7 protein-coding genes are annotated in these 5879 nt (G+C 59.0%); 4 read left to right on the forward strand and 3 right to left on the reverse strand.

What is annotated here, in order from left to right:
* Positions 1-277 precede the first annotated feature (277 nt).
* From GHO25_RS25010 to GHO25_RS25020, 3 genes are all read left to right on the forward strand, one after another.
* Complete coding sequence (locus tag GHO25_RS25010) at positions 278-1600, forward strand: MFS transporter (protein WP_048369682.1); 1323 nt, start codon at positions 278-280, stop codon at positions 1598-1600.
* A gap of 352 nt (positions 1601-1952) precedes the next feature.
* Entirely contained in the window at positions 1953-2249 is a 297-nt protein-coding gene (locus tag GHO25_RS25015) for a hypothetical protein (RefSeq protein WP_048386735.1), read from the forward strand.
* Positions 2250-2376: 127 nt separating this feature from the next.
* On the forward strand, positions 2377-2997 hold the full coding sequence (locus GHO25_RS25020) for a flavin reductase family protein (RefSeq protein WP_153393214.1): 621 nt from the start codon (positions 2377-2379) through the stop codon (positions 2995-2997).
* On the opposite strand, the gene GHO25_RS25025 is transcribed toward GHO25_RS25020, so the two are convergent.
* Both GHO25_RS25025 and GHO25_RS25030 read right to left on the reverse strand, forming a co-directional pair.
* A complete protein-coding gene (locus GHO25_RS25025; RefSeq protein WP_153393217.1) occupies positions 2998-3240 on the reverse strand; it encodes a hypothetical protein in 243 nt (80 codons plus the stop codon).
* Positions 3241-3282: 42 nt separating this feature from the next.
* Positions 3283-3612: a putative quinol monooxygenase gene (locus GHO25_RS25030; protein WP_048369675.1), complete on the reverse strand. Its 330-nt coding sequence runs from the start codon at positions 3610-3612 to the stop codon at positions 3283-3285.
* Between the two features lie 319 nt (positions 3613-3931).
* Between GHO25_RS25030 and GHO25_RS25035 the strand changes: the two genes are divergently transcribed.
* A complete protein-coding gene (locus GHO25_RS25035) occupies positions 3932-4861 on the forward strand; it encodes an AraC family transcriptional regulator (protein ID WP_048369673.1) in 930 nt (309 codons plus the stop codon).
* Here the strand turns inward: GHO25_RS25035 and GHO25_RS25040 are convergent.
* The coding region (locus tag GHO25_RS25040; protein ID WP_256677328.1) for a thiamine pyrophosphate-dependent enzyme at positions 4856-5879 on the reverse strand (1024 nt) is incomplete at its 5' end. The genes GHO25_RS25035 and GHO25_RS25040 overlap by 6 nt on opposite strands.

Here is a 5879-nt window from a genome sequence, read left to right on the forward strand (position 1 = left end):
CGAAGGAGAGGGAACCGATTGGGGGATGCTGAAGATACTCGGCGGCCTGTTTGCTGCGCGACAGCGCGGCGTCGAAGGCGCGGCCCCTCCTACAGATTTGTGATCTGTAGGCGGATTTCCGCTTACGCATAACCACTAACCAGCGGATTCCCGCTCATTCCTTGTTTGAAACCCTTGTAAACCGGGCATTCAAGCCTTGGCACAAGTTCTGCTATAGCCCCCGCAAGCTCGCGTTTTGCCGCGCTATAACAAAACCAAGAAAACAAGGATCCATTCAATGGATAACTCAAGCACCCTGCCTGCCGGGTCTGCGTCTGCAGCACCCCAAGCCAAAACCACCTCCAGCCGCATCAAGTCCATTTTCAGTGGCTCGGTGGGCAACATGGTCGAATGGTACGACTGGTACGTGTACGCCGCGTTCTCGCTGTACTTCGCCAAGGCCTTTTTCCCGAAAGGCGATACCACCGCTCAATTGCTCAACACCGCCGCGATTTTCGCCGTGGGCTTTTTGATGCGCCCTATCGGTGGCTGGCTGATGGGTCTGTACGCAGACCGTAAAGGCCGTAAAGCCGCCCTCATGGCGTCGGTCTTGCTGATGTGTTTCGGCTCGCTGGTCATCGCCCTGTCCCCTGGCTACGAGACCATTGGCGTCTGGGCCCCGGTATTGCTGGTGTTCGCCCGTTTGCTGCAAGGTTTGTCGGTGGGTGGCGAATACGGCACCTCGGCCACTTACCTCAGTGAAATGGCCACCAAGGAGCGTCGTGGCTTCTTCTCCAGCTTCCAGTACGTGACCCTGATCTCGGGCCAGCTCATCGCGCTGGGCGTGTTGATCATCCTGCAACAAACCCTGACTGAAGAGCAGTTGTACAGCTGGGGCTGGCGTATTCCGTTTGTGATCGGTGCCTTGTGCGCCGTGGTCGCGCTGTGGTTGCGTCGCGGCATGCAAGAGACCGAGTCGTTCAAGAAGGTCAAGGTCGAGAAAAAAGAAAGCGCGATGCGCACGCTGATGCGCCACCCCAAAGAGCTGCTGACCGTGGTTGGCCTGACCATGGGCGGGACACTGGCGTTTTACACCTACACCACGTACATGCAGAAATACCTGGTGAACACGGTCGGGATGAGCATCTCGGACTCCACCACGATTTCCGCCGCCACGCTGTTCTTGTTCATGTGCATCCAGCCGCTGGTGGGCGGGCTGTCTGACAAAATCGGCCGTCGCCCGATCCTGATTGCCTTCGGCGTGCTGGGTACCCTGTTCACGGTGCCGATCCTGACCACCCTGCACACCATCACCACCTGGTGGGGCGCGTTCTTCCTGATCATGGCCGCCTTGATCATCGTCAGCGGTTACACCTCGATCAACGCCGTGGTCAAGGCCGAGTTGTTCCCGACTGAAATCCGCGCACTGGGTGTTGGCCTGCCTTACGCACTGACGGTGTCGATCTTCGGCGGTACCGCTGAATACATCGCGCTGTGGTTCAAGAGCGCAGGCATGGAAACCGGCTACTACTGGTACGTGACAGCGTGCATCGCCTGCTCGCTGCTGGTGTACGCGACCATGAAAGACACGCGTACTCACTCGCGCATCACCACCGACTAAGCCTTGCCTTAGCGTGATGTCCTGGCCTGCAGGAGCCCTATGACGGGTTCTTGCAGGGCCTGGATTGCCTCCCTTCCCCCTCCCCCGCAACACCGCTGATTCGATTTTCTTGAATTAATAGTCAGTTAATTTTGTTAGCCCACTATCAATCTCAGCGAAACCTCAAAGACCACTGCCCGGCATAACGCCTGAACGGAATGTAGAGCAGCCCTCTACCTTGTTTTCGCGTGGCGCTATACATCGAATTAACTGATTACTTAAGGCAATTTTTTGCGCTTTTTAATCAAATTAATCGGCGTAGTCTTAAACCCATAGCGACACCAACCCGATTACTGCAACAAGGAGCACTATCATGAAAACCCAATTTATCCTCGCCGCTGCCCTCTCGGTTCTGGCTTTCAACACCTTCGCCGCGGATGGCTTTGACCGCACCCAGTCGGCAACTTTTGCTGAAGATGGCTACAGCAGCACCCGCTCTGCCACCTTTGCTGCCGACGGTTACGACCGCACCCACTCTTCGAGCTTTGCTGAAGACGGCTACGACCGCACTCACTCAGCCACCCTGGCAGAAGACGGCTTTGACAACACGCGCTCAGCGACCTTTGCCGAAGACGGTTATGACCGCACCCAAGGTGCCCGCTTCAGCTAACACCTGCGGGTGACTCCACAGCCCGGCTTCGGCCGGGCTTAGTCATTTTTGGGGCTTGCGATTGTCTTCGGGGCAAATGGCTAGCAGACTATGGGCCCTCTATCTCAGCTGTTTGCGGATGCCTGCCATGCATGACGATATTCATTTCTACGAACCATCCAAGGGCCATGGATTGCCCCATGATCCGTTCAACGCCATTGTCGGGCCGCGCCCGATTGGCTGGATTTCGTCGCAAGACGCCCAAGGTCAGTTGAACCTGGCGCCGTACAGTTTTTTTAACGCCTTCAATTACATCCCGCCGATCATTGGTTTTTGCAGCGTGGGCCGCAAAGACAGCCTCAATAACATTGAGCAAACCGGTGAGTTTGTCTGGAACCTGGCCACACGCCCTTTGGCCGAGGCGATGAACCAAAGCTGCGCGCCGGTCGGGCCAGAAGTCGATGAGTTTGCGTTGGCAGGGTTGACGACCGTGGCCTCACGCGTGGTGAGCGTGCCCCGGGTGGCTGAAACGCCCGTGTCGTTTGAATGCAAGGTGACGCAGATCATTCATCTGCAACGGGCCGATAAAGAGCTGGTGCCGAGCTGGTTGATTCTGGGTGAAGTGGTGGCGGTGCACATCGCCAAGCATTTGCTCAAGGACGGCATTTACGACACAGCAGCCGCTGAGCCTATTTTGCGTGGCGGCGGCCCGGCGGATTATTTCCAGCTGGGCCCTGAAGCCTTGTTCAGAATGCACCGCCCTAAATAATTACCAGACCAGCTCGCCGTCTTCGGTGACGTCTTTGAGGTGTTCAAGTTGCTGCTCTGCGGCGGCATCTGCGGCCGTGGCGGTCTTGAATACCTGATCGATCAACAGCGTGTGAAAGCGCGGTGCCCCACCTTCGTACAAGGCCTTGACGGCAATGGCCACGTGGTAGGCACCCGCAACCCCCAGTTCAACCGGGACAACCGCTGATACCGCTTCAAAATGCTTGAACTCTTTACGCGCCATGTTTCACATTCCGGCCAGTGAAAAAAGCGCCATTCTACCCGTTTAACTGGCGCGCTTGCGCATCTGCGCCGAGGCCTGTTCGTTGAAGGTCTGAAAATCCAGACTGTCGACCACGTTCTGGTTGAGCAACGTGCTGAACACGTCCATCAACGGTGAGTTGAAGTACGCCTGCATTGCACATTGATCTTGCCAATAGCCCGCGACATGCCACAACAACGGGTCACTGTCACAGTGCTGCAAGGCAAAGTGCAGGCAACCCGGTGTTTTCAACGTCGGTTCGATCAGTTGTTTCAAGCACGCATGAACCTGGGCCGAACACCCTGCGCGCGCGCGGACCAGAGTCATGTGACTGACGGCATAGGACTGGGGCATGGAGGCCTCCACAAAGGAAAGTGGCGTGAGGGGAAGGTTCAAAGCTTAAGGGCCGGTGCTCAAGCGCCGTTAGTCGATTCCTGCCCCAGACTTGCACGATTCTGCAAAACCACCGCTTACTCCGCCCCGCTGTGCACTTGCGCGCGCCGGGCCGCCGATCGGAATTTCGAGCAATAGGGCCGCGCTGTAGCGGGCCAAATCAGCCTCTATTCGTCAGCGCTGGCAGGATCAGGCAAGTCTGCAGCAGAAATTGGCTACCCCTGCGCCTTGCACAAACTTAAGCTGTGGGCCTTCAACTGCTTGATCGAGGATGCCTCCCATGTCTGTGCCAGAAACACCGCGACCTGCGCTCGACAGCGCGCTTGAAAAACAGCGCGTGGAACTGGCCGACCTGATAACCCGGCACACCCAGCAAGACGGCTCGTTTGAGACCCGCATCAAGGCGCTGTTCGTGTCGCGTTACAGCCTGCCCAGCGACTTTTCACCCAGCCTGCCAAAACCTGCACTGTGCGTGATGGCTCAGGGCAATAAAGAGGTGCGTCTGGGGGATGAGTACTTCGCCTATGATCCGCTCAATTACCTGGTGGTGTCGGTGTCGATGCCCATCAGTGGTCGCGTGCTGGAAGTCTCTGCCGAAAAACCCATTCTGGCCTTGCGCCTGGACATTGACCCGGTAGAAATCACCACCTTGCTCAGCGAAGCGGGCCCCATGGGTGTGCCCTCACGCCCCGCCGGGTGCGGGCTGTACGTTGAACCCCTCGACCCGCCGATGCTTGATGCCTTGCTGCGCCTGACGCGGCTGCTCGACACGCCGAAAGACATCGCCATGCTGGCGCCCCTGATTCGCCGTGAGATTTTGTACCGCTTGCTGCGCAGCCCGCAGGGCTACCGTTTGTACGAAATTGCCAGCGAGAACAGCCAGACCCACCGCGTCAGCCGTGCGATTTCCTGGCTCAATGATCATTTCGAGCAACCGTTGCGCATCGACAGCCTGGCCCGTGAGGCCAATTTGAGTGTGTCGACGCTGCATCACCGCTTCAAGGCGATGACCGCCATGAGCCCGTTGCAGTATCAAAAGCAACTGCGCCTCAACGAAGCGCGGCGGCTGATGCTCAGTGAAGGGCTGGACGCCTCGGCGGCCGGGTATCGCGTGGGCTATGAAAGCGCCTCGCAATTCAGCCGCGAATACAGCCGCCAGTTCGGCGCGCCTCCCGCACGGGATCTGGCGCGCCTGCGCAGAAGTTTATAAGGCCAGCGCCTGCTGCCAGAGGTGCTCGTCGATTTCAATCACGGTCGGCCCCTGGCGTTCAGCGGCGCTGACCAGCGCGGCGCGCAGTTGCGCCTCGCCCTCAACCGCCAAGGCCGTGCAACCCAGCGCTTTGGCGGCGCCGACCAGGTCCGGGGTGTAGATGTCGACGCCCACTGGTTCGATGTCGCGGTTGAGCATGTACTTTTTAATCTCGCCGTAGCCCTGGTTGTTCCACAACAAGACGATGATTGGCGTGCGCGCTTCAACGGCGCTGGCCAGTTCTGGCAAGGTGAACTGCAAACCGCCATCACCGATCAGGCAGACCACCGGGCCAGGCTGCTGGCCGTTGGCAGTGCGCCCCAGCCAGGCGCCGATGGCGGCTGGCAAGGCATAGCCGAGGGTGCCGTAACCCGTCGATGAGTTAAACCAGCGCCGAGGCTGATCGGGGTTGAACGTGAGGTTGCCGGTGTACACCGGCTGGGTCGAATCACCCACGCACACAGCATTGGGCAGCACATCAAATACGGTCTGCAAAAAATGCGTTTGGGCACGGGTCGGCTCATCCCAAACAGCCGCCAATTCAGTGTTCAAGCGCGCAGCCCGTGCGGCCCCCCAATCCGCCTCGCGCTTGGGCAATGCTTGCGCGCTGATACGCGCCAGCAAGGCTTCGGCAGCCAGTTGCGCATCGGCCACCAAAGCCAGTGCAGGCGGATAATTGCGCACGGTTTGATCCGGGTCGATATCGATGCGCAACAAAGCGCCGGGGATCTCAAAGCCTCCGGCAAAGGTCACGTCGTAATCGGTTTCGGCCAGTTCGGTGGCAATCGCCAGCACCACGTCGGCCTCAGCCACCAATGCCCGGGTGGCCACCAGCGTTTGCGTGGAGCCGATCAACAACGGGTGAGAGGCTGGCAGCATGCCCTTGGCGTTAATGGTCAGCGCCACCGGCGCACCCAACCGCTCGGCCAATTGCAGCAGCGCTGGCGCGGCGTCGATCGCCCCGCCACCGGCCAGGATC

The organism is Pseudomonas sp. FSL R10-1350 (assembly GCF_009600525.1).
GTDB classification, from domain to species: Bacteria; Pseudomonadota; Gammaproteobacteria; order Pseudomonadales; family Pseudomonadaceae; genus Aquipseudomonas; species Aquipseudomonas helleri.